The following is a 21,591-nucleotide window of genomic DNA, read 5'->3' on the forward strand; positions in this document are numbered from 1 at the left end:
TCGCATCAGACCACCCGCCAATCGGATGGATAACGCCCATTCACCAGGGCGTCGACATGCTCAACGAAATAGCGCTCGCTGGTCATTGGATTGAACAACAGGTAATCCCGCAACTCTTCAATTCGCACTTGCAAAAACTGCTCATGGCGCTTGGTCAACTGGAGTCGTTCAACCAAATGATCAACGTCGCGCACGACTAAACCAATGTTGTCCCGGCATTCGAACTGGATACCGCTTTTGCCCTCTTCCACCTCAGCCTGCGGCGCAAAAAACAGAGCAGGACGGCCAAATGTGAAAGCAAAGGTGAAGCCAGTACCCGAAACATCAGTCAACATCATGTCGCTGCGTGCATAGCTGGAGAAGTAGTTGGCCGAACGGTCCAGCTCAAACCCTTCAACGCCTGAGAAACGCGCCACAATATGCTCGACCACCGGTTTATCCTGATCCCGCCAGGATTCCATATGCGGCCTGAAAATCAGCCTCATGCCTGCGCCCAGGACCTTTTCAATCAGCTGTTCGCCATAGCGCCCCAGCACCGAATAGCTCTGATTCACGTAATAGGCATGCGTAGGTGCAAACACCACCGTAGTAGCCCCCTCGCGCGGATGATCGCTGGATGCCGCCAAGGCACAACGCTGGCCATCCAGCTTGGGATACCCCACTGGCAACAGCACCTTGCCACCCCAGCCGCGGCGCTGACCTAACGCAGCAAACTCTTCCATGTGGTGGCGACCCGCACAGACAATCGCATCGAAGTGATCGAACATGGACTCGTCGTACACACCTTCCAAACTGGTAAGAGACACCAGAAAGTGCACCCGCTTGGCGCCACGCGGGAAATGACTGGACTGCCCAACAAGAGGCGTCAAATACAAATCTGCCTGCTCAGCAGCAAGTTGCTGCTGGGACGTTTCAAAATGATATTCGACGCCTTTTTGCAGCTCGCCAGGGAACGCGGCTTGGGCAAACGCGTTGTAACAGCGCACTCGCCAACCCTGCTTGGCTAACAGCTCTGGAATGCCCCCCAGGTTGAGAACGTGCGAGGTATGGAGGCAATAGCAGATAACTTCTCGATTCATTCACCCACTCCCTGCGAACCGATCCAGTTCAGAAACTCGCTGTAATCGCGCAGGTAGTCCTGCGAGTCGTAATCGTGTGATGCAAAAACCAGCAAAACAGCGTCCGCACTATATGCATATTGGCTGGCCCAAATACCGGCAGGCAGATACAACCCTTTATTGTTTTTATCCAAGAGGAACTCCTCTCGCGCATGGCCGTCATCCGCCATCACGCGAACAGTGCCCTGAGTACAAATCAAGAACTGCTCACACACTTTATGTGCATGTTCGCCTCGTACATCTTTGCTGGGAACGTTGAACACCATGAAGTAGCGCTTCGGTTCGAAAGGAATCTCACTGGAAAAACTACCCACGGTTAATGCACCACGCATGTCCTCATGAAGAGCGAAATGCTGGAGCACGACCCCACTCACGCGCGACGCGTATCGCTGATCAGTCTGAGTCGGTGCCACAGCATCCGCCTGCGCTGGAACCGTAGTGGAATACCCCACGATGCGGGCAGGATTACCTACCACAATTGCATAGGGCGGCACTGAATGAGTCACCACAGCGCCAGCACCCACCATGGCATAGCGGCCAATGGTCAACCCCGGAAGGACGGTGGCGTTTGCCCCGATCGACGCCCCTCGTTCGACCTTAGTCGCCAAAAACCGCTCGGGATATTGCTTGCTGCGAGGAAAGCGATCGTTGGTGAAAGTGGCATTCGGACCGATAAATACATCGTCCTCGATACGCAAACCGTCCCACAGCTGTACGCCACACTTAACCGTGACGCGATCACCAAGGACAACATCATTTTCGATGAACACATGGTCACAGATATTGCAGTCACGCCCCAGGCTGGCGCCCGGTAACACATGGGAAAACGCCCATATCCGAGTTCCCTCGCCCACATGAGCGGTTTCACAAAGCCCTTGAGGATGCACCATAAAGCCACTCATTAGGCGACTCCTTTTACAGCCTGCTGACATGCAGCAATGACTGTCGATATCTCGGTTTCAGTCAGCTCGGGGAAACATGGCAGGCTCATCAAGCGCGGCGTAACAGCTACGGTTACAGGCAAAGACACGGCCTCAGCCTGTCCACCGCCCTGCAGATGATCCGCAATGGGGTAATGAACATCACTGCCGACACCAGCCTCGGCGAGGCGTTTGCGTACCTCATCACGCGCCGTCAGCTGCACGACAAAGAGATGGCACACATCATCGTCATGAGGCTCACCCGGCAACACCCAACCGAGATTGGATAGCCCTGCGCGGTATGCCCGGGCAACGTCCCTGCGCTGCTCATTCCAGCGGTCTAGATGAGGCAACTTCTCCAGGAGAACGGCCGCTTGCAACTCATCAAGACGACTATTGCGGCCGCCGCCAACAACCACCTGATACTTGCTGCCCCAGCCATACTGACGCAGCTGACGCACGCGGCCCAAGGCCTCATGATCCGTACCGGAAACAAGGCCACCATCGCCGAGCGCACCCAGGTTTTTGGTTGGATAGAAACTGAACGTTGAAAGGTGCCCCCAGGCACCGGCTGCTCGCCCATCACGCCGAGCGCCATGGGCCTGAGCACAATCTTCGATCAGCGCGATACCGGCACCATCACACAACGCACGCAAACGCCCTACATCCGCCATTCGACCATAAAGGTGAGTGGCAATGACTGCACGCGTACGCGGCCCGATCAGCTGCGCAACCAATGAGACATCCATCAATAGGTGCACCGGTTCGATGTCCACATAACGCGGCTCTGCCCCCACGGCCCGAATAGCACTGCTGGCATACATACCAGCGTTCGCGACCGTAATCACCTCATCGCCAGGGCCAACTTTCAGGGCGCGCAGTGCCAACTCCAGGGCATCGGTACCGTTACCCACAGCCACGGCATCCACGACCTCGAGATAGTTGGCAAACGCATGCTCAAAGGCCTGACCTTCCGGCCCCAGGATGTAGTAACCACGCCGCAAGACTCGTTCCATTGCGCGTTGCAAGTCATCAAGCAACGGCTGGTTGTGACGGTGCAGGTCGTTGATCGGCAGCATAGGGTTACCTACTGGTAGCTCAGCGACGCTGAGCCACCCACACGTTAGTCGAATACGGGATCTGGATATGCGAAGTCTTGAGGCTGGCAAGGTAGTGCTCAATGGCATCAACCACCGCCAAGAAACGATCGCCAGCCTGACGCTGCAGGGTGGCGTGAGAGCGCCATGCCTCAACGCACTCTTCGATGGACTGTTCATGCATCACATTGGCATCCAGATGCACCACCGGGCCGAACAGACCGCTGCCATCGATGATGGCCGTCTGGTCTTCACGGCGGGTGCCATAGCCGTAGCCTGACACCTCGGCCTTGATGATGTTTTCGATTTCGTTCTGGATCGGATCGTCCAGACGACGATGGTTCCACATGCACGCGAACCAGCCAGCAGGTTTGAGGATGCGCACGGTTTCCAGCAGTGCCTTGGGGCGGTCGCACACATTGAACGAGCTACCGAAAGTGACCATGTCAAACTGGCCATCCTGCTGTCCGGTCTGCTCGCCGGTGCCTTCAAACCAATTGACGTTGGCAAAGCTGGCGGTGCGTTTGATGCCATTGGCACGCATCGCATCGTTGGGTTCAACGGCCGTCACCTGAAACTGGCGGGCGGCAAGCATCAGCGTCAAATGCGCGACACCGGCACCCACATCGCAGATGCGCCCCTGCGTTAAACCGGCGATTGCCAACATGGCATCAATTGCCGCATCCGCGTAGTCCGGTCGCTTGAGATAGGCATCAGCGAGCGAGGTATAGTCCCATTCTGTTTTCATCTTGGCATCTCTTGTTCGGCTAGTTTCACAAGGGCTTGGAGCATGAGATCAACCGACAGGCCGGGCTGATAATCCAGTATCAGATCTGCGCTCAGCGGTTCATCGATAGGCAGATCCAGACCGGCCACATGCCGAATCTCACCTGCATCGAAACGTTGGTAAAGGCCTTTAGGATCGCGACGACGAAGCTCATCAAGCGGTACCTTCAAGTAGACCTCGCGATAACCGGGCAGATGCTCACGGTTCCAGGCATGCACTTCACGGAACAGCGAAATGGTCGCGATGACTACAGTGAGCCCCTGCCGGGCCAGTACCTGGCATAAATGCGCATATTGCATGGCCAAGCCAAGACGCCCTTCACGACCGTGATTGGCCTGACTATTGGCTACAGCCCCAAACACTTCGCGCAGCTCATCTCCGTCCAGCAATACGACGGCATCCCCGCCCTCACGCAGGTGTTCAGTCAGCGCGCGCGCCAGCGTACTTTTGCCGGCACCGGACAATCCGGTAATCCAGATCACGCGGCTCATTGGGGGCCACCGGCCAGGGCCTGGGCTGATAGCAGGCGGTGATAGAGCTCAAGGTCCTCACAGGCGTCCACTTCGCCCCAGGGGCCCACCACTGGCGACACGGCTATACGCTCGCCCGTGGCCAACAGCCGCCGCAGCAGAGTCGTCATATCCAGCCGATCAACGTCGCTCGCCTCCAGGCTCAACAACCATTGCCTGATGCGTGCCCAGGCGGCCGGAGTAAATTTCAGCAAGCCCATGTACTGGCCCTGTATCTGCGCGACGGATGTGCAACGCTCCCCAATCGTCGCCAAGTCACCTTGCTGATCAAGGGAAAAACTTTCCGCATCGGCCAGCGGATCAGTGAAGCGCTGCGACCATAAGGTTAACCAGTTGGGGTCATAGGCGATGGCCAGCGCCGCAGGGTTAGCGGCGAGCGACATCACCGTATTGGCGGTGTAGACAATATCGCTGTAACTGACGATGCAATCGTCGCCAGACAGCCATTCGTCAGCCGCCAGCAGCGTGCGCACCATGTTGCTGCTAGCCCACAACGGGTTCTCCAGATAGTGCAGATCAAGGTCAAAAGCCTCACCACAATACCCACGCACCAGAGCGACGTGTTCAATACCCGCGCCGTGTAATGCTGACACTTGCCAATCAAGCAAACGCCGGCCATGCAGGACGGCAAAACACTTGGGCTGATGGTCGGTCAGCGCTTTCATTCGACTGCCTCGACCAGCAGCCAGGATCAAACCTCGCATTTAACCGCGCCCTCTCATTCCATATACCTGCGCTGCATCAGAAAATCGCTTACCCGGGCGACATCCTGCGGGTTGTAAGGTGTTTCACGCTCCGGATGCCACATCAGGCCAAGCACCGGCAGGCTCGAGTGACGCATGGCTTCCACACAGCCATCTTCGGCATACGCCAGGGCGCACAGGGGATCAGGCAATGCATAAGCCCCCCAGCCATGGTAACTGTTCACATCATGCCAGGCGTTGCCGATCTGTAGCTGATGACGCGTACCCACATGCCCCTCAATCGCTTGCAGCTCGCCGCCGAAATAACGGATCAGAAACTGCATACCCCGGCACAGCCCCAAAAGCGGTAAGCCCTCTGCCAGGGCCTGATTGACCAGTGCAAGCTCGGTCGCATCGCGCTCGGGGGCATCGCCTCCCAAACAGGCCAGATCATTGCCTCCGGACAGTACAACAGCCACCGGTTTAACCTGCGCCCAATAGTGCGCCACCAGCGCAGGATTATTGGGTACAGGCACTGCCAACACACCCATCTCGGCCAACCAGTGCACCAACCGCTGGTCAAGCGCGTCACGACGCTCGCCACGCGCAGGCAAGCACTCAACTCGCTGGCTGAGCAGCACCGGTTTCATCGCAGAATGTCCACACGGCGCGCAGCACAATCGAGCTTCAAGACGCGCGCGACCACCCATCGGTTGTAGAGCGCCTCACCGGCGCCGATCACGGCCGGAAGACCTAGCTCGTTGGCACGGATGGCCATGTGCGAATTGACACCACCATAGGCCGTAACAAAACCGGCAATGCGGTGCGAAAACAGCCAATCAAACCCCGGATCGGCACTGGGAATCATGACAATGGCACCAACGAGCTCATCACGCTGATGATGCGAAACTACGTTGCCAGTGGCCTGGCCATGGGTAATGAAATTAGGCTCACTCTGCGGCAGGTGAAAGACCAAGGCATCCTCAGGCGCAGTGATCAGCGGCGGCAGCATCAATTGGCAGGTCTCCGCGTAACGGCGACGACCATCAGCAATGCTGCTTGCCAGCAACTCGTGAGGATCTGCACTGGCAGCGTGCAATTCCTTGATCACCTGAATATTGGCGAATGCCATGTCATCCTCACTGAAGCCGAGGCTGCGTCCAAAGTCGCGAAATAGGGACAGTGCATCGGAAAGGTTGCGGGTGAACACGAACTTGGCGTACTCACGCAACTCGATCCCGGCCTGGAGAAAGTCGAACAGTCCAACCACGTCATGGGCAAGCCCGTGCTCAGCCAGCAGACGACTGATTGAACGCATCTGCTCCAGCGACAGTGCAAAACGTGGCGTACTCTGATGCGCCGTTTCCTGGCCGCTTGATTGCCAATCGAAATAGAGCTCAGGCGCCTCGTCGTAACGCGGCGAGAGGATGTCGTAAGTGCCCGGACGCAAATGCCCGTATCGACTGAGGAATGTGGTGCGATCCAGTTGTTGCCAGTCCCGCGTCATCTGCCCACTGACCGTATTCAGCCCATTGAGGAAAGCGTTGTAATCCTCAACATCCAGCACCCCCACCGCAACCAGTGAGCGCAGCAGCTGCACCGCAATAAAGCCTGCCCGGGCCAAACCCGCGAATGGCAGGGTGCCATAGCGACTGCAATCTTCCAGCAGCCAGTAGATGCGAGACACCGGATCAGTGTCGGCGCTGAGGATTTCTTCCCGGCGCGCCAGCAAGACCTTCAGCTTGGCCTCGTCAGAACGCCACAGCCCGGTGTTGTTATCAACGATGCGATTGGTCAACTCACGCAGGCTAGCGGCCAGCTGTGCGCACTCCGCCTCACTGAACCCGGCCTCCCGTAGGCGCTCAAGGCGCTGCGGCAGATCGAGCGTGTAGCAGGAGAAAACGATTTCAAACTCAACCTTGTCATGCAGGCTGGGCGCCGACACCAGCCGCTCGATGTAGTAATTGACCAGCTTGTCGGCCAAGGCTCCATCCAGATCGCGCGGCACGAACGAGTTGAAGCTCACACGAACATCGATATAAGGCAGCCCGTGAAAATGCAGCATCAACGGAAAGCTGCGCAAATTACGGTAACCGTAATTATTGCGCTGGTAAGCCCAAATCATGTCCGTGACCAATTCACGGTACAGCGACAGCGCCAGCGGCTTAGGACGTACACCAATAATTTCCGCAGGATTCCAATCCGGCATCACGCCGTAGACCGTACGCTCGCCATGCAGAAACAGCTGTGGCCGCTGGCCGATACGGATTCGCTCACGGATCAGCGACACTAGCTGGGTGTGCGTCGCCACATCGACTTCAGGCACCTGAAGCACGAGCGGACGCACTTGCAGCAAATACAAGATGCCCTGTGCATCGACAGCGAACTCAACATCCAGCGCAGTGCTCCCGAACAGGCACTGAAGCTCACGCAACATGGCCACTACCGGCTGCAGCGGTTGCGGAATTTGCTCGGCACTGTGGTGTGCATAAAAGTTATGCAGCTCATTGGAATCGCCTGACGTCACGCTGTCAGTACGGCCACTGCTGGAGTCGTAATTAATGACGAAATACGGCGCGGCCGAACTCGGCTCCACACCGAACGCCACACCGGCAGTCCTGACATTTTCAAGCATGGGCTGGACGAAAACTTCGTCGGCAGCGCTGGCGTGCTCGCCTCCCATGGAGGCAATGACCGCATAGATGGCGTCCTGCAAGCCGGCAGGCGCCACAGCCAAACAGGACTCGAACTGACCGGCTGCTGACGCATTAGCGGCGTCTTCACGCACGCTTGAGCTCCGCACCGCCATAGAGGCCCAGCCCGCGTCAATAATCCGTCTAAGGCAACTATCCGGCGCCTGTCGCCATTCACCCACCGAGAACACATGCTGAGACAACAGACTGGCACAGCTCAGAAGGCCTCTAAGGCCATCAAGCGTTCGTGCCTTGCTGGAAAACGCCACGCGGCGCTCTGTGCCCTTATTCATGCCTAGCCTTACTGTTACCAGGAGAAATGGATTCTGACGCGAATGTCCACGCTTCTCCGGCTAATGCAAATAACCAGCCAAGCATTCATGCAGGGTAGTACAGCGGCAGAACATTCCGTCCAGAGCGCGGCGGCTGACCTGATTACAGACGGTTAAACAAATTCAGCCCGGCAATCTTCACATAGCTCTGCTGTGCCGCCTCCAGCACCACCGTCTGGAAGGACAGACGCGAAAGCGCCTCGGCGTAGTCCAGCTCGCGCAGATCGGCCTGGACAGACTTGTTTACCAACGTGACGTCCTCGTTATCGATCTGGGTGGTTTCGATCAGGTTCATCCGGGCGCCAATCTCGGTCTGCACCTCCAGGACCTTGCCCAAACCATTGTCGAGGTTGGTCAAGGCAATGGCGACTTCATCGCGCACACCCAGATTGCCGGCCGCAGAAGAAGGGGCCGACTCAAGCGCCTGACGCAGGCGGCTGATCGTGTTCAGAATACTGCGTTGTTCCTGAAACTGCGGCTGCACGCCAAATTCATCGCCGCCACCCGCCGCAGCCGGCGCAGAGACCGTGAAGTCAGCACCGAAGACAGTAAAGGTAGAGGGGTAAGGACCCGCAGCTGTGCCGGTTGCAAGCACGGGGCTTCCAGGGCCGACAGGCTGCGCATAAACCTCGTAGTTGGTGGCGTTGGTAAACCGCAGGACAACCCCCGAGGTCGGAAACTGGCTGTCAAAAGTCGCCTGGTTGCTGATACCAGACGGCGCAACAATCGCCGCCGAATTGTTGGTCGATGAGCGATTTACGGCAAACTCGGTCGGTGACGACCGCAGGGTAAAGGTGTGGGTGTTGATCCCCGGCGCACCCGGGGTTGCGGTATCGGCCAGCAGATTATCGAGATCCAGGGGGTTGTCGCCGGGCTTCAGCACCACATCCAGCTGAAACCGCATACCGCGAAAGTTGATGGTATTGCCGCTATTGACCAGCGGATCAATCAAACCACCGCCTGGCACCTCTGAGGTGACATCAGCACCGGTGTTGTCATAGATGCGAAATTCCTTGCCGCTGACAAACGCCATCGAATACGGCTCGCCCGTGCGGAAGCTGGCATTGAACGCCTGACTGTCCTGCACCAGTCCGGGTGACATGAACATCCGCTGATCTGCCGCAGGCAGGGCCGGAATGTTGGTGGCTGGCAACGGCGGTGTCGGCAGCGCTGGGTTATTGATGCCCAGGGTTTTCAACACCCGGTTGGCATTGCTGACATCCTCGAACAGGCGCTTGCCGTTGTCGTTGATGGCCACATTACTGGATGTCGCCACCTGCAAGCTGCGCTGCCCTTCGTCACCCTGGTAGGAGTAAGTGCCGTCGGGGTTACGCAGGAACGGCTCGGTCTTGCCGATAAAACCACTGAACAGGTACTCGCCACGGGCGTTGCGACTGTTCATCAGGTTCAGCAATTCGCCTTCACGCTCGCTCAACTCCTTGGCCAGGGATTTACGGTCTTCGGCCGACAGCGCGCCGCCCCCGGATTGAACGGCCAACTCACGGATCCGTTGCAGCACGGTCACCACTGAGTTGATCGTGGTTTCCTCCTGGGTCAGGCTATTTTTCGCGGCAGTGAGGTTTTCCTTGTACTGCCCCAGCACGGCTTGCTGCTGCTCAAGCTGCAGCAGGCGCACGGAGGCCACCGGATCGTCGGCCGGCGTCAGGATGCGATTACCGCTGCTGATCTGCTCTTGCGTGCGGATCACATTGGAATAGTTGCGCCCAAGACCATTAACACCGTTATTGAACGCCTGGATCGAAGAAATGCGCATGACCATAAAGCTAACCTCAAGGTTCTCTCAGCACGCCAAACCGCGCCTCAGAACGCATTAATCAGAGTATCGAACAGGTTACGGGCAACTTGAATGATCTGCGCCGAGGCCTGGTAGTACTGCTCGAACTGAATCAGCTTGGCCGCCTCTTCATCCAGGTTGACCGCCGAAACCGAGTCGCGGTTATCGGTGGCCTGCTTGAGAATAGCGTTGGTGGCTTCGCCATCAACACGGGACTGACTGGTCAAGGTGCCCACACGCTCAACCAGGTCACCATAGGCATCGGTAAAACTGGAGCCGGTGGTGGTTGGCGCCAACGGGTTGATACCAATCGTGGTGCGATTCTGCAGATCGATCAACTTCAGGGCGTTGCGGTTATCCGAAACGCCGTTGGTGTTAAACGACACCGAGAAGTTGTCACCGGCCTGCGGCCGACCACTGATCGACACTTCATAGTCAAACGGCACAGGTACGGCGGGCGGCCCGGCAGTCGCGGGCACGGTGATGGTCAGCTTGTTGTTTTGTCCCGGCACGATGACACCGGTATCAATGGTGTTGCCGTTGATATCGACCACACTGTAGTTCTGCGTCGCACCGCCACCGGCACCCATCACAATGCGCAGCGGCGGCGCATTGCGCAGGCTGGTTTCCAGATTGCTTTGCGCGACAGGGTCATAGATGTTTATTGCAGTGACCAACGTCGGCTGAGTGATCACCCCGGTGCCCTTGTTGGCCGGGCTGGTCTGAGCCTTGAGGGGTGCAGCAAACGCCAGCTCTTCAGGCCGTTTCATGTCGGCACGAATATCCTGACCGGCATTGCGGGTAGGCATAATACGAAAGCGGTCGCCGGCCGCGAAGGTCCCGCTGGCCACACTCAGCGACACACCATCAAACTCGGGCGCCGGAACGACCGTGATATCGAACGGACCGAAACCGGTGCCGTCACTGATCCGGCGTACGGTGTAATTCGTCGCGCTGGTGAACTCCACCTCATAGTCACTGGTGGTCAGCTGAGTGGTGTCTCGGATAAAAACATTGAGGTTGGCTGTACTGTTGCTGTTGCCCAGCCGGGCCAGGCTGCGCTGCCCGATCAGCGTAGTGTCGTTCAGATCACGAAACAGGCCATTGCCGAATTGCCCGTTAAGGTCCAGCCCCTGCCCCAACTGGCGGTTGACCTGGTCAGTCACGGACAGCGCCAGACGCCCAACCGCGTTGAGCGTGGTATCCAGTACATCTTCGCGGTAACGAATCAGACCACCCATCTCACCACCGGTGATCAGCGAGGTGATGCCCTGGCGTGAGTTACCACTGACAAACTCAACTTCGCTGCGTAGCGGGTCCGACAAGCCCGGCACCACGTCCAGCCGCGAGGCCTGACTACCCACAACCAGCGGCTGGCCGGAACCGATGAACAGGTTGTAACTGTTGTTATCCTGCTCAACCACTGTCACGCCAATAAAAGTTGCCAGCTTGCGTACCGCTTCCTCACGGGCATCAAGCAGGTCATTGGGCTCTTTGCCGTTCGCTGCAGCCACGGCAATCGCATCGTTGTAACCGGCAATCGAGGTCGCCAGCTGATTGACCTGGTCAGTCACCGCCGACAACTGCTTGTTGATAAAAGCGTTCTGCTCGTAGAGACGGTCATAGACCGTATTAAAGCGTTTGGCCAACCCTTCGGCCTCGGACAATGCCAGTTGCCGGGCTGGAATATTGGCGGGGTCTTCGGCGGCCGTCTGCAGGGCAGCAAAGACCTTTTTCAGCGCCGGGCTGACACCCGTGGTACTGCCTGCCAGCAAGGAGTCGAGCTGGTTAATCTGACTCAGGTAAGACTGCACATCACTGTTGAGCGCCGTGCTGCTGCGCACCTGCGTCGTCAGAAACTCGTTATAGATACGCCGCACATCCACCAACGTGGTGCCCGAGCCAATGTAGCCTGCGCCACTGAATTGCGGAGTGCGCGTAGCCTGCACCGACTCTTGCCGTGAAAAGCCGGGGGTGTTGACGTTGGTGATGTTGTGACCGGTAACCGACAGTGCCGTCTTGTTGGCAGCCAGACCCGAAAGGCCAATATTGAGTAAGTCAGCCATGATTCATCATCCGCTGATGGACGGCGTACTGACTGCCGCAACTGTTTGATAGGTCTGCATCTGCCGCGCGATTTGAGCAATCTTGCGGGCATACTGCGGATCGGTGGCATAACCGGCTTTCTGCAGCTCACGCGCGAACTGCTCGGGCTTATCCGTCACGGCCAGGGCTTTCTCGTAGCGGCCATTGCCCTGCAGGAAACTCACATAGTCTTCGAAGCTGTGCGCATAGGACTCATAGGCGCGAAAGGACGCGGCTTCTTTAACCGCCTTGCCGCCCTGGAACTCTGTGGTCAAGACACGCGCCGACTCACCGTCCCAGCTGTCATGGGTTTTGATACCAAACAGGTTGTGACTGCTGCTGCCATCCTGCTGACGAATGATCGACTTGCCCCAGCCCGTTTCCAGTGCGGCCTGGGCCACCAGATAACGAGGGTCGACGCCAATCTTGTCGGCGGCCTTCTCGGCCATCGGCAACATGGCCGCAATAAACTCATCCTTGGAGCCAAAAGCCGCCTTGCCCGGGGCCAGCGGTGGCTGAGCAATACGCCGACCGGTGATGGCATCCGCGCCATTGAGCGCCAGCGCGCTGTCTGTGGGTGCCGCAAAGGACTTGGCAGGAATCCAGTCATTCTGCGCCAGCGCCTGCCCTTCGGCGGCCGTGGCGGAAGGCACAATGCCCGCCAGCAGGCGATCCGTCAGTTTGCCGGGCAAGGCCAGACGGCGCTGATTGATCAGCGCCACATCATCACGGCCACTCTCAAGCTTGGCCATGGGCTTGCTAGGAGCACTCGGCACGGGTTCATTGACCTGAGCAAAAGGATTCGGTCGGCTGCTGGCATCCTTCATCTTCGACATCTGCCGCACCAGCACATCGGCAAGGCCGAGGCCATTCTGGTGATTGGACAGGGTAACCGACAGTTGCTGGTCGTGCATGTCCTGGTAGGTTTTGCTCTCGTTGCTGTTCATGAAGTTGCCTTCACCGAACACTTCGTTGGCCGAGCGCATGGCCTTGAGCATTTCATTGAGAAACAGTGACTCGAACTCCTGAGCCACCTTCTTGATGTTCTTTTCGCTGTCGCCGCCGACCTTGAACTGATTAAGGCGATTGAGATCGTTGTACGCGCCCGTGTCGACGTTGGCGGTGCCGCCGAGCAAACCGGCTGAAAGACGAGAGTCCATAGCGTGCGCTCCCTTAAATCACGATCAAATCAGCCTGCAGCGCGCCAGCTTGTTTCAGCGCCTCCAGGATGGCCATAAGGTCGGAAGGCGATGCGCCCACCTGATTTACCGCACGCACGATTTCATCCAGCGTGGTCCCAGGACCAAACTTGAACATCGGCTTGGCTTCTTCATCCGCATTGACCTTCGAGCGCGGAACAACAGCGGTTTGCCCACCCGACAAGGGGTCTGGCTGGCTGACGATGGGGTCTTCGGTAATGGTCACCGTCAGACTGCCGTGGGTAACCGCAGCTGGTTGCACACGCACGTTCTGGCCAATGACAATGGTGCCGGTGCGCGAGTTGATGATGACCTTGGCAACGGCCTGGCCGATCTCGACTTCAAGATTTTCCAGAATCGACAGGTAATCAACACGCTGCCCCGGATCGAGCGGGGCACTCACCCGGACCGAACCGCCATCAAGAGCCTGCGCAACGCCTGGGCCGAGCAACTCATTAATGTGATCGACGATGTTCTTGGCGGTGGTGAAGTCTGGCCGATTGAGATTGAGGGTCAGGCTGTTGCCTTGATCGAAACCACTTGGCACCGGTCGTTCAACGGTTGCCCCGCCCGGAATACGACCTGCCGAAGGCACGTTGACCGTGATCCGCGAACCGTCCGCACCGCCGGCATCAAAACCACCCACCACCAGATTGCCCTGGGCAATGGCGTAGACATTGCCATCAATGCCCTTGAGCGGGGTCATCAGCAAGCTGCCGCCACGCAGGCTCTTGGCGTTACCAATCGAGGAAATGGTGATATCGATGGTTTGTCCGGGTTTGGCGAAGGGTGGCAGGTCCGCATGCACCGAGACGGCTGCCACGTTCTTCAGCTGTACGTTGCCGCCCTGCGGCACCTTGATGCCGAACTGCGCCATCATGTTGTTGAAGGTTTGTACGGTGAACGGCGTCTGCGTGGTCTGGTCACCACTGCCATTGAGCCCCACCACCAGGCCGTAACCGATCAGTTGGTTACTGCGCACGCCCTGAATGCTGGCCAGGTCCTTGAGCCGCTCGGCCTGGGCAACAGTGGCCAGCAACAAGGCAAAAGCGGCGCACAGGTATTTGTTAAGCATCATGTTGACCACCTTCAGAATGGCCACATTGGGCTAAGAAAGAACCGGCTCATCCAGCCCGGCTGTGAGGCATCGGCAAATGCGCCGGTACCCGAGTAGGTGATACGCGCATCGGCAATCCGGGTCGAAGACACCGTGTTGTCGGTGGCGATGTCATCGGCCCGCACCAGGCCGGCAATCCGCACCAGCTCATCGCCGGTATTGAGGGTCATCCACTTCTCGCCACGCACCAGCAGAATGCCGTTGGGCATGACCTCGGCCACCGATACGGTAATCGAACCATTCAGGCTGTTGCTCTGTCCGGCCTGACCGGAACCATCCGCTGAGCGGGTCGCATCAAAACTGGCATCCAGGCCCAGGGTGTCGTTGGTCATACCCAGAGCACCAATAGAGGCCAGCGGATTCTTTGGCGCTACCGTCATGCCAAACAGATTAGGCACGCCCAGGTTGGCAGAACTGTCCTTGCTGATCTTACTGCTGGTGTTCTTGCTCGCCTGGGTGCGCTCGTTCAGGGTGATGGTGATGATGTCGCCCACCCGATAGGCCTTGCGATCACCGAACAGGCCGTTTTCGAAACCAGCCTGGTAGATCGAACCGTTGTTCTGCGCAGCCGGAAGCGGCGTACGCGGCATCACCGGAGCGTAATAGGGATCATCCGGCTTGGCTGCAGGTGCCATACAGCCGCTCAAGGCCAGTGGGCCAAGCAGTGCACTTATGATTATCAGCCGGTTCATCTCTATTACCTCATGCGTTGCCTGGGATGGTGTACAACCTGAGCCACCAGTACCCGTTCAAGCGATTCCTTGCCGTATCCAAAGCCGAGCCTGTCGCTGAGCGACTAACCCGCTTTACCTATCAAAGATTTTGCGAAATAAAGCCGAGCATCTGGTCAGCGGTAGAAATGACCTTGGAGTTCATCTCGTAGGCGCGCTGCGTGGTGATCATGTTCACCAACTCTTCGACAACACTGACGTTGGAGTTTTCCAGGGTGTTCTGCAGCGTGGTACCCAAACCGTTGAGGCCTGGGGTGCCGACTTGCGGCGCACCGCTGGATGCGGTTTCCAGAAACAGGTTGTTGCCGATCGCTTCCAGACCCGCCGGGTTGATAAAGTCCGCCGTCTGCAAGTTGCCCACCACCTGAGGCTGCGGGTTACCGGTGGTGGTCACCGAAACGGTGCCGTCTTCACCAACGGTAAAGCTACGCACCTCATTGGGCAGGACAATGGCCGGCTCCAGGGCGTAGCCATTGGAGGTCACCATCTGGCCATCGGAATTGAGGTGGAAACTACCATCGCGGGTGTAGGACACCGTGCCGTCAGGCAACAGAATCTGGAAGAAACCACGTCCGTTGATGGCCAGGTCCAGAGGCTGCTCGGTGGTCTGTAAGCTGCCAGCGGTGAAAATCTTCTGCGTGCCGACCACGCGCACCCCGGTACCCAACTGCAGACCCGATGGCAGCTGACTGTCCTGACTGGACTGACCGCCCGGCTGGCGACGGATCTGGTACAGCAGATCTTCGAATTCGGCGCGATCGCGTTTGAAGCCGGTGGTCGAAACGTTGGCCAGGTTGTTGGAAATGGTGGTCAGGTTCATGTCCTGAGCGGACAGACCGGTCTTGCTGACCCACAGTGCCGGAAGCATATCGATTCTCCTCGGGCGTCGTTTTAACGGCGCCGCGTGCTGATAATTAGGTCATTTGCAAGACGCGAGCCATAGCCGCCGAATTGTCTTCGGCGGTGCGCATCATCTTGACTTGCAGTTCGAATTGACGGGACAGGGAGAGAATCGCAGTCATCTCTTCCACCGCATTGACGTTGCTCGATTCAAGAAATCCAGAGGTGATTTCCATGGTCGCATCAGCCAGCACCGGCTCTTGCCCCTTGAAGCGAATCAGGCCATCGGTGCCCTTCTCCATCTGCTTCAAATCCGGGTTCACCAGCTTCAGACGGTCCACCTCGGCCAGTACACTGGGCGCCTCACCAAGCGCACGAATACTGATGGTGCCATCCTTGCCAATCTCGATTTTCTGCTCAGGCGGCACGGCAATCGGCCCGGCATTGCCCATCACCGGCAAACCATTGCCGGTGCGCAACATGCCCAATGCATCGACATTCAGACTGGCAGTGCGGACGTAGGCTTCACCGCCATCGGGTGCCTGAACCGCCAGCCAGCCTTTACCACCCACAGCCACATCGAGATCACGCCCCGTCTCCTGCAAGGAGCCTGGCGTAAAGTCGGTCCCCGGACGCTCGCTCATGGCATAAGCGCGTGCCGGATAACTGTCACCAAAAATCGGCATTGAGCGGGCCTGTTCAAAATCCCGTCGAAAACCGCTGGTGGAAATGTTTGCCAGGTTGTTGGCGTGGGCTCGCTGGGCCAGGGTGTTGTTGTGGGCCCCCGTCATGGAGACGTACAGCATCTTGTCCATGGTTATTCTCCGAGTTGGGCTTACCGCCCGCTGCTCTATGCAGGTGATAAAGCAATGGCTGTGCCAGCATTCGAAAAAAACCACAAGCTACTGATTAATAAAGCTTTTAAAAAAAGAAAGGGCTCCATCAGGAGCCCTCTCAGCGTCAAAGCGGCGTGCTTTTGCCGCTCATGACAGACCTATACACCTATCAGCGCAGGTTAATGATGGTCTGGGTGACCGCACTGTTGGTTTCAATGGTCTTGGCGTTGGCCTGGTAGTTACGCTGAGCAACGATCAGGTTGACCAACTGATCCGACAACTCCACGTTGGAGTCCTCCAGAGCCCCCGATTGCAATGCCCCCAGAGTGCCACTGCGCGGCGTGCCTCGTACCGGCTCACCCGATTCGAATGACTGCACCCAGGCGGTCTTGCCCACCGGCGTCAATCCTTGCACGTTGGCAAAGTTGGCCAACACCACCTGCCCTTGCACCTTCGACTGGCCATTGGTGTAGCGCGCGAAGATCACCCCGGTGTCGTCAATTTCCAAGCCGGAAAGCTGGCCCGTCGTATAACCGTCCTGACTCACCCGGTTAACCGCAAAACTGCTGGCAAACTGTGTCGACTTGCGAATATCGATGCCAATACCAGTGGCACTGGCGCTCGCACCGTTGGGCCCCCACACCGGCGGTACAGCCGTGTTAGGCGCCGCCGGCACCCAGGTGCTCAACTGGATCACGCCATTGGCATCCACGGTAAAACCTGTCGGCGTAGAGGCAATCAGGGCCGGCACATTCAGTTGACCCGACGCGGTGTAGGTCAAAGGCACTGTCGATGGCGTCGTAAGCGTCGGGTTGGTTGGGTTGCGCCCATCAATCAGCACGTTCATGTTCCAGGTATTAGGCCCCGTTTTGAGGAAATACTGGGTGAATACGTGGGCGTTACCCTGACTGTCATAGATATTGGTCGAAGTCGACGAGTTATACGACGTGGGGTCTGCCGGGTTAAACGGCACGGTGGTCGGTACCAAATTGGTGGAGTTCAGGTTGTAGACCTGCTCCAGACTCTCAGTCGCCCGCGGTTCCTGGCTCGCTGTTTCAATCTGCAAATCGCCGACAATACCGTTTTGCAGGTTACCGGCCGCATCCACCGTATAGCCCTGCAGGCGGTAACCGAAATTGTTGACCATGAAGCCATCACGATCCGTACCGAAGTAACCGGCACGGGTGTAGCTGACATCACCATTGTTGCTGGTTTGGAAGAAACCATTGCCGTTGATCGCCAGATCCAGGGCGTTCTGCGTGTAGTTGATATTGCCCTGGTTAAACAGTTGCGAAACGTTAGCCAGCAAAACGCCGCTACCCTGCGGGTTTGAGCCTGTACCCAATACAGAGGCCGCATATACATCGGCAAATTCGGCACGTGACTGTTTGAAGCCCGCCGTGCCCGCGTTGGCAATATTGTTGCCCGTCACATTGAGATCACTGGTTGCCGCACGCAGCCCACTCAAACCGATATTGAAGGACATGGATATCTCCTTTGCCGGAACTCCCGGCCATTAAATTCGCTGAATTACTGGCCGATGACCTGGACCTTGGAGAGCGGAACAGCTCCCAGCCCGGCCAGATTAAGCATCAGTTCCTTGCCCCCCAACGTGACGCTGTCAACGTTGGCCGGCAACATGGTGTAAAGGCCCTTGGTGCCATCGGCGTAAGTGGCCTGCGCTTCAAATTTGTAGGTACCCGGCGGCAACACCTTGCCACTCGCATCCTTGCCATCCCATATAAAGCTGACATTTCCAGCCGCCTGCTGCCCCAGATTGACTCGACTGACCGCAGCACCCGCACTGTCATAAACGTTGACATAGACGTTACTGCTGGTTGCTGGCAGCACCAGACTGGCCTTGAAGCTTTGGCTGGTATCCACAACCGCCTTTTCACTGGGAACGATGACCTTGCGCCCGACCAGGGATGACGCCTGCAGGGCCTGCGAAGACTGATAACCACTGAGCAGCGAACTCATGCTGGTATTGAGCTTTTCAATACCCTCCACCTGACTGAACTGGGCCAGCTGAGCGATAAACTCACCATTGCCTTGCGGCTCAAGAGGGTTCTGGTTGTTCAACTGCGCCACCAACAAGTTAAGGAACTCATTCTTGCCCAGCTCCTTGTTGGTCTTGGTTTCATTCTTGATCTGGTACTTATCGAGCGCCGAAGCACTCACATCGCCAACCGTACTCATGGGTATGTGCTCCTTTTATTCACGGGCTTACTGACCCAGGGTCAGTACGCGCTGCATCATCTGCTTGGCGGTGTTCATCATTTCAGTGTTGGTCTGGAAGGCCCGGCTGGCAGAAATCATGTCGGCCATCTCCTCCACCACGTTGACATTGGGGTAGTACACGTAGCCTTTTTCATCTGCCGAGGGATGATTGGGCTCATAACGCGGCATCAGGCTGCTCTGATCTTCAACCACCCCCAGCACCTGAACCCCAACCCCGGCATTATCCTGATCAGCAAACAGCGAGCCGCGGTCGCCGCCCTGGGCAGACTCAAAAACCGTGGCAAATACCGGATGGCGGGCGCGATAGGTCTGATCAATGCTTGAGGAGACCGTCTCGGCATTGGCAATGTTGCTGGAAATGGTATTGAGACGAGTGCTCTGCGCGCTCATTCCCATCCCGGCGATATTGAAAACACTGGCAAGTGACATGGCATCAGGCTCCTGTTATTCGCCGCGAAGGGCATTGACCAGCCCTTTGAACTTACTGTTGAGGAAGGTAAAGCTGGCCTGGAACTGCACCGAGTTTTCAGCGTAATTGGATTGTTCCAGTTGCAGGTCGACCGTGTTCTGGTCAATTGAAGGATGCAGCGGCGTGCGGTAAGCCAGACTGGCATCGGCCGACACCAGCCCCTCAGCAGGAATATGCTGGCTGTTGGTACGGTTCAAGCTGATCTGACCACGCTGACTTTTGGCGCTTTGCTCAGCCAGCACACTGGCGAACTCAAGATCGCGCGCCTTGTAATGCGGCGTATCCGCGTTGGCGATGTTGTTGGCCAGCACTTCGGCACGCTGGGCGCGAAAGCCGAGAGCCTGTTCATGAATGCCGAGTGCCCGGTCAAAACTGATGCTCATGGTCAGAAACCTTTGCCTGATGGCGTTGCTGTTTTCCGTGCAAGACCATAAGCAAAGCTTGTGCCACTAAATTTTATTCAAATATTTCAATCACTTAATCGGATACTGCAGGTAAATCCGAGGGAAAGCGGCAAAGCCTTTCCGCCTACTGGCAAACAGAGCGGCAACCTTCAGCCTGCCGCCATCACGCCGAACCGTGCGCATGGGAGATGCAAGCGCCACAGATAAACCGCTAAGCGAGGATCAGTCACACGACTCAGAACAGTTCAGCAACCCCAACGCCCCTCACGTACACAGACACCATTCATCAGACAATCACATTCAGCTTTGACAAGCATTCTCATTAACATTAGTATCTTTCGCATCTCACCACCCAGCCACGAGCATCAATCATGTACGTCTGTCTCTGTGAAGGTGTAACTGACGGTCAGATTCGCGAAGCCATTTACGAAGGCTGCTGCAGCTACCGTGACGTGCGGGCCACCCTGGGTGTCGCCAGCCAGTGCGGCAAGTGTGCTTGCCTGGCCAAACAGGTAGTGCGTGAAACCCTCAGCGAAGTCCAGAGCAGTCAGGCAGCACGTGCTTACCCAGCAAATTTTGTTGCGGCATGATTGACTAGCACATCGCGCACAAAGAGAGCCGGACCACGTGTCCGGTTTTTTTATGCCTTAAATTCAATACCTTAGCGCCCAAATGCATAACTTAAACATTCGTATTTATATTAATTTTCGCTTTGAATTCAAATACTTAGGTTTGACAGTCGAAAATCATCAGCCCAGAATTTAAAGCCAACTCCCTTGCAAGGCAGACGCAGACATGAAAGGCGACAAGAAAGTCATCCAGCATCTGAACAAGATCCTCGGTAACGAGCTGGTCGCGATCAACCAGTACTTCCTGCACGCGCGCATGTACGAAGACTGGGGCCTGAAAAAACTCGGCGAGCACGAGTATCACGAGTCCATCGATGAGATGAAGCACGCGGACAAGCTGATTAAGCGCATCCTGTTCCTTGAAGGCCTGCCCAACCTGCAAGACCTCGGCAAAATCCTGATCGGTGAAAACACCAAGGAAATGCTTGAGTGCGACCTGAAGATCGAACACAAGGCGCACATTGATCTGAAAGCAGCGATTGCCTACTGCGAAAGCATCGGCGACTACGCCAGCCGCGAACTGCTTGAAGAAATCCTCTGCTCCGAGGAAGACCACATCGACTGGCTGGAAACCCAGCTCAGCCTGATTGAAGCCGTGGGCCTGCAGAACTACCTGCAGTCGCAGATGGACGAATAAGCCAAACGCTTACGCCATAAACAACAAACCCCGCACTTGGCGGGGTTTGTTGTTTATGCACGACCGATTTAGGCGTCGGCTTTCTGCACAGCGTCCTTGATCAGGGTTTGCAGCTCACCCTTCTGGAACATTTCCACCAGGATGTCACTGCCGCCGACCAGTTCACCACCGACCCACAGCTGCGGGAACGTTGGCCAGTTGGCATACTTCGGCAGATTGGCGCGAATTTCCGGGTTCTGCAGAATGTCGACATAAGCGAATTTTTCGCCACAGGCCATCACAACCTGCGCTGCCTTGGAGGAAAAGCCGCACTGCGGAGCGTTCGGCGAGCCTTTCATGTACAGCAGAACGGTGTTATTACCGATCTGTTCTTTGATAGTTTCGATGATATCCATTGGGCACCTCAGGACTTAACTTCCCGACTCACGGGTCGGCACGGTGGCGGCAT

General features: G+C 57.1%; 22 protein-coding genes. 2 read left to right on the forward strand and 20 right to left on the reverse strand.

Going from position 1 to position 21,591, the window contains the following annotated elements:
* Positions 1–5: 5 nt before the first annotated feature.
* The 19 genes from DBR00_RS14085 to flgB form a co-directional block, all read right to left on the reverse strand.
* On the reverse strand, positions 6–1,079 hold the full coding sequence (locus DBR00_RS14085) for a CDP-glycerol glycerophosphotransferase family protein (RefSeq protein ID WP_108487322.1): 1,074 nt from the start codon (positions 1,077–1,079) through the stop codon (positions 6–8).
* Positions 1,076–2,020, reverse strand: coding sequence for a WxcM-like domain-containing protein (locus tag DBR00_RS21285; protein ID WP_108487321.1), 945 nt, complete (start codon positions 2,018–2,020; stop codon positions 1,076–1,078). The genes DBR00_RS14085 and DBR00_RS21285 overlap by 4 nt, the downstream gene beginning before the upstream one ends.
* Positions 2,020–3,117 (reverse strand): DegT/DnrJ/EryC1/StrS aminotransferase family protein, encoded by a 1,098-nt coding sequence (locus DBR00_RS14095; protein WP_108487320.1) that lies wholly within the window; start codon positions 3,115–3,117, stop codon positions 2,020–2,022. The genes DBR00_RS21285 and DBR00_RS14095 overlap by 1 nt, the downstream gene beginning before the upstream one ends.
* Before the next feature lie 19 nt (positions 3,118–3,136).
* A complete protein-coding gene (locus DBR00_RS14100) occupies positions 3,137–3,883 on the reverse strand; it encodes a class I SAM-dependent methyltransferase (RefSeq protein WP_108487319.1) in 747 nt (248 codons plus the stop codon).
* Positions 3,880–4,413 (reverse strand): adenylyl-sulfate kinase, encoded by a 534-nt coding sequence (locus DBR00_RS14105; protein WP_108487318.1) that lies wholly within the window; start codon positions 4,411–4,413, stop codon positions 3,880–3,882. The genes DBR00_RS14100 and DBR00_RS14105 overlap by 4 nt, the downstream gene beginning before the upstream one ends.
* Positions 4,410–5,156: a phosphocholine cytidylyltransferase family protein gene (locus DBR00_RS14110; RefSeq protein ID WP_108487317.1), complete on the reverse strand. Its 747-nt coding sequence runs from the start codon at positions 5,154–5,156 to the stop codon at positions 4,410–4,412. Before DBR00_RS14110 ends, DBR00_RS14105 begins: the two co-directional genes overlap by 4 nt.
* Positions 5,157–5,170: 14 nt before the next feature.
* Positions 5,171–5,785 (reverse strand): gamma-glutamyl-gamma-aminobutyrate hydrolase family protein, encoded by a 615-nt coding sequence (locus DBR00_RS14115; RefSeq protein ID WP_108487316.1) that lies wholly within the window; start codon positions 5,783–5,785, stop codon positions 5,171–5,173.
* Positions 5,782–8,121 carry a PEP-utilizing enzyme gene (locus DBR00_RS14120; RefSeq protein WP_108487315.1) on the reverse strand — a complete coding sequence of 780 codons (2,340 nt, stop codon included), beginning with the start codon at positions 8,119–8,121 and terminating at the stop codon, positions 5,782–5,784. The genes DBR00_RS14115 and DBR00_RS14120 overlap by 4 nt, the downstream gene beginning before the upstream one ends.
* A 142-nt stretch (positions 8,122–8,263) precedes the next feature.
* Positions 8,264–9,940 carry a flagellar hook-associated protein 3 gene (locus tag DBR00_RS14125; RefSeq protein WP_108487314.1) on the reverse strand — a complete coding sequence of 559 codons (1,677 nt, stop codon included), beginning with the start codon at positions 9,938–9,940 and terminating at the stop codon, positions 8,264–8,266.
* A gap of 41 nt (positions 9,941–9,981) precedes the next feature.
* On the reverse strand, positions 9,982–12,021 hold the full coding sequence (gene flgK / locus DBR00_RS14130) for a flagellar hook-associated protein FlgK (protein WP_108487313.1): 2,040 nt from the start codon (positions 12,019–12,021) through the stop codon (positions 9,982–9,984).
* Positions 12,022–12,027: 6 nt separating this feature from the next.
* Positions 12,028–13,200 carry a flagellar assembly peptidoglycan hydrolase FlgJ gene (flgJ, locus tag DBR00_RS14135; RefSeq protein ID WP_108487312.1) on the reverse strand — a complete coding sequence of 391 codons (1,173 nt, stop codon included), beginning with the start codon at positions 13,198–13,200 and terminating at the stop codon, positions 12,028–12,030.
* Between the two features lie 13 nt (positions 13,201–13,213).
* Positions 13,214–14,317, reverse strand: coding sequence for a flagellar basal body P-ring protein FlgI (locus DBR00_RS14140; RefSeq protein WP_177479994.1), 1,104 nt, complete (start codon positions 14,315–14,317; stop codon positions 13,214–13,216).
* Between the two features lie 11 nt (positions 14,318–14,328).
* Complete coding sequence (gene flgH, locus DBR00_RS14145) at positions 14,329–15,048, reverse strand: flagellar basal body L-ring protein FlgH (RefSeq protein ID WP_108487311.1); 720 nt, start codon at positions 15,046–15,048, stop codon at positions 14,329–14,331.
* Between the two features lie 121 nt (positions 15,049–15,169).
* Positions 15,170–15,955: a flagellar basal-body rod protein FlgG gene (gene flgG, locus DBR00_RS14150; RefSeq protein ID WP_108487310.1), complete on the reverse strand. Its 786-nt coding sequence runs from the start codon at positions 15,953–15,955 to the stop codon at positions 15,170–15,172.
* A 46-nt stretch (positions 15,956–16,001) separates the two neighbouring features.
* Positions 16,002–16,742, reverse strand: coding sequence for a flagellar basal body rod protein FlgF (locus DBR00_RS14155; protein ID WP_108487309.1), 741 nt, complete (start codon positions 16,740–16,742; stop codon positions 16,002–16,004).
* A 190-nt stretch (positions 16,743–16,932) separates the two neighbouring features.
* Entirely contained in the window at positions 16,933–18,249 is a 1,317-nt protein-coding gene (gene flgE / locus DBR00_RS14160) for a flagellar hook protein FlgE (protein WP_108487308.1), read from the reverse strand.
* Between the two features lie 44 nt (positions 18,250–18,293).
* Positions 18,294–18,962, reverse strand: a complete 669-nt coding sequence (gene flgD / locus DBR00_RS14165; RefSeq protein WP_108487307.1) for a flagellar hook assembly protein FlgD — start codon at positions 18,960–18,962, stop codon at positions 18,294–18,296.
* A gap of 27 nt (positions 18,963–18,989) precedes the next feature.
* Positions 18,990–19,433 (reverse strand): flagellar basal body rod protein FlgC, encoded by a 444-nt coding sequence (gene flgC, locus DBR00_RS14170; RefSeq protein WP_108487306.1) that lies wholly within the window; start codon positions 19,431–19,433, stop codon positions 18,990–18,992.
* A gap of 15 nt (positions 19,434–19,448) precedes the next feature.
* Positions 19,449–19,856 carry a flagellar basal body rod protein FlgB gene (flgB, locus tag DBR00_RS14175; RefSeq protein WP_108487305.1) on the reverse strand — a complete coding sequence of 136 codons (408 nt, stop codon included), beginning with the start codon at positions 19,854–19,856 and terminating at the stop codon, positions 19,449–19,451.
* A 392-nt stretch (positions 19,857–20,248) separates the two neighbouring features.
* Here flgB and DBR00_RS14180 point away from each other — a divergent pair, with 392 nt between their 5' ends.
* Both DBR00_RS14180 and bfr read left to right on the forward strand, forming a co-directional pair.
* A complete protein-coding gene (locus DBR00_RS14180) occupies positions 20,249–20,467 on the forward strand; it encodes a bacterioferritin-associated ferredoxin (protein ID WP_108487304.1) in 219 nt (72 codons plus the stop codon).
* A 205-nt stretch (positions 20,468–20,672) separates the two neighbouring features.
* Entirely contained in the window at positions 20,673–21,143 is a 471-nt protein-coding gene (bfr, locus tag DBR00_RS14185; RefSeq protein WP_090248283.1) for a bacterioferritin, read from the forward strand.
* A 68-nt stretch (positions 21,144–21,211) separates the two neighbouring features.
* Here bfr and grxD read toward each other — a convergent pair whose 3' ends face one another.
* Positions 21,212–21,538, reverse strand: coding sequence for a Grx4 family monothiol glutaredoxin (gene grxD / locus DBR00_RS14190; protein WP_108487303.1), 327 nt, complete (start codon positions 21,536–21,538; stop codon positions 21,212–21,214).
* Positions 21,539–21,591: the final 53 nt, after the last annotated feature.

The organism is Pseudomonas sp. HMWF032, assembly GCF_003060885.1.
GTDB lineage: Bacteria > Pseudomonadota > Gammaproteobacteria > Pseudomonadales > Pseudomonadaceae > Aquipseudomonas.

Bases quoted from the DNA above. Each gene is read 5' to 3' on its own strand.
- DBR00_RS14085 (WP_108487322.1), bottom strand. From the start codon at position 1,079: ATGAATCGAGAAGTTATCTGCTATTGCCTCCATACCTCGCACGTTCTC.
- DBR00_RS21285 (WP_108487321.1), bottom strand. From the start codon at position 2,020: ATGAGTGGCTTTATGGTGCATCCTCAAGGGCTTTGTGAAACCGCTCAT.
- DBR00_RS14095 (WP_108487320.1), bottom strand. From the start codon at position 3,117: ATGCTGCCGATCAACGACCTGCACCGTCACAACCAGCCGTTGCTTGAT.
- DBR00_RS14100 (WP_108487319.1), bottom strand. From the start codon at position 3,883: ATGAAAACAGAATGGGACTATACCTCGCTCGCTGATGCCTATCTCAAG.
- DBR00_RS14105 (WP_108487318.1), bottom strand. From the start codon at position 4,413: ATGAGCCGCGTGATCTGGATTACCGGATTGTCCGGTGCCGGCAAAAGT.
- DBR00_RS14110 (WP_108487317.1), bottom strand. From the start codon at position 5,156: ATGCGAGGTTTGATCCTGGCTGCTGGTCGAGGCAGTCGAATGAAAGCG.
- DBR00_RS14115 (WP_108487316.1), bottom strand. From the start codon at position 5,785: ATGAAACCGGTGCTGCTCAGCCAGCGAGTTGAGTGCTTGCCTGCGCGT.
- DBR00_RS14120 (WP_108487315.1), bottom strand. From the start codon at position 8,121: ATGAATAAGGGCACAGAGCGCCGCGTGGCGTTTTCCAGCAAGGCACGA.
- DBR00_RS14125 (WP_108487314.1), bottom strand. From the start codon at position 9,940: ATGGTCATGCGCATTTCTTCGATCCAGGCGTTCAATAACGGTGTTAAT.
- flgK (WP_108487313.1), bottom strand. From the start codon at position 12,021: ATGGCTGACTTACTCAATATTGGCCTTTCGGGTCTGGCTGCCAACAAG.
- flgJ (WP_108487312.1), bottom strand. From the start codon at position 13,200: ATGGACTCTCGTCTTTCAGCCGGTTTGCTCGGCGGCACCGCCAACGTC.
- DBR00_RS14140 (WP_177479994.1), bottom strand. From the start codon at position 14,317: ATGATGCTTAACAAATACCTGTGCGCCGCTTTTGCCTTGTTGCTGGCC.
- flgH (WP_108487311.1), bottom strand. From the start codon at position 15,048: ATGAACCGGCTGATAATCATAAGTGCACTGCTTGGCCCACTGGCCTTG.
- flgG (WP_108487310.1), bottom strand. From the start codon at position 15,955: ATGCTTCCGGCACTGTGGGTCAGCAAGACCGGTCTGTCCGCTCAGGAC.
- DBR00_RS14155 (WP_108487309.1), bottom strand. From the start codon at position 16,742: ATGGACAAGATGCTGTACGTCTCCATGACGGGGGCCCACAACAACACC.
- flgE (WP_108487308.1), bottom strand. From the start codon at position 18,249: ATGTCCTTCAATATCGGTTTGAGTGGGCTGCGTGCGGCAACCAGTGAT.
- flgD (WP_108487307.1), bottom strand. From the start codon at position 18,962: ATGAGTACGGTTGGCGATGTGAGTGCTTCGGCGCTCGATAAGTACCAG.
- flgC (WP_108487306.1), bottom strand. From the start codon at position 19,433: ATGTCACTTGCCAGTGTTTTCAATATCGCCGGGATGGGAATGAGCGCG.
- flgB (WP_108487305.1), bottom strand. From the start codon at position 19,856: ATGAGCATCAGTTTTGACCGGGCACTCGGCATTCATGAACAGGCTCTC.
- DBR00_RS14180 (WP_108487304.1), top strand. From the start codon at position 20,249: ATGTACGTCTGTCTCTGTGAAGGTGTAACTGACGGTCAGATTCGCGAA.
- bfr (WP_090248283.1), top strand. From the start codon at position 20,673: ATGAAAGGCGACAAGAAAGTCATCCAGCATCTGAACAAGATCCTCGGT.
- grxD (WP_108487303.1), bottom strand. From the start codon at position 21,538: ATGGATATCATCGAAACTATCAAAGAACAGATCGGTAATAACACCGTT.